This window comes from Nitrosospira sp. Nsp18 (assembly GCF_900103145.1).
GTDB lineage: Bacteria > Pseudomonadota > Gammaproteobacteria > Burkholderiales > Nitrosomonadaceae > Nitrosospira.
Window position 1 is genome coordinate 1 of the sequence record NZ_FMWY01000062.1, and the last position, 1,042, is coordinate 1,042.

The 1,042-nt window shown below is 57.3% G+C and carries 1 protein-coding gene; it reads left to right on the forward strand.

All coding sequences use genetic code 11. The features are described from left to right. Positions 1-1,018, forward strand: a 1,018-nt coding sequence (locus BLS94_RS14415; RefSeq protein WP_090962648.1) for an IS5 family transposase, incomplete at its 5' end; no start/stop codon positions are given. Positions 1,019-1,042 lie beyond the last annotated feature (24 nt).

Consider the following 1,042-nt stretch of genomic DNA (forward strand, 5'->3'; position numbering starts at 1 on the left):
TGGCGAGGCGGGTTGCGAATTCATGCTTGGCCTCACCGTCCGGACAGGACTTGCCACCCAAGCCGTATCCCTCACCTCGTTTGCAGTGGTGAATGTAGACACCACCGTACAAGACAAAGCCATCGCATTTCCGACAGATGCCAGGCTCTACCACAAAGCCCGAAGTGCACTGGTGAGAATGGCCCAAGGCATGGGTATCGAGCTTCGTCAAAGCTATCGACGCTTATCCAAAGTTGCCCTGGCCAAGCATGGACGCTATGCCCATGCCAGACAGATGCAACGCGCCCGGCGCGAACAGAAGCGGCTCAAGACCTATCTTGGCAGGGTAATCCGTGACATTGAACGCAAAGCAGGGGCTGGGCAAGAGCAACTGAAACAGGCGTCTGCCCGGCTCGCCTCACTGCTGGAAATTGCCCGGCGTATTCATGCCCAGCAGCGCCACGACAAAGGCAAGGTGTACAGTGTGCATGCGCCGGAAGTCGAGTGCATCGCCAAAGGCAAGGCGCACAAGCCTTATGAATTCGGCGTCAAGGTAGGCGTAGTGAGCACCAGCAAGGAGAGCTTCGTAGTCGGCATGCAGGCCTTACCCGGCAATCCATATGACGGGCATACGCTCAAGTCATCATTGGTGCAGACCCAGCGGCTGACGGGAATGATGCCGCGGGAAGCGTACGTGGACCGGGGCTATCGGGGCCACGGCATCGCCCTGGACGGGCTTAAGGTGTGGATCGCTGGTGCCAAACGGGGTGTCACCGCAGCCATCAGGAAGAAGCTCAAGCGCCGTAATGCCGTGGAGCCGGTGATTGGGCACATGAAAGCAGATGGGCGCCTGGGGAGAAACTTCCTCAAGGGCGCCCGAGGGGATGCCATGAACGCCTTGTTATGTGGCGCTGGGCACAACCTGCGCAAAATCCTGCGCCGGTTGGCGCTTTTGTACGCCCAAATCCTGGAATGCTTGCAATGCCTCGGACAAAAACAAAATGAAGAGAACCATCGATTAATGATGGAAGTTTGTTAAAGATGAGGTTTTTCAGGGACGACT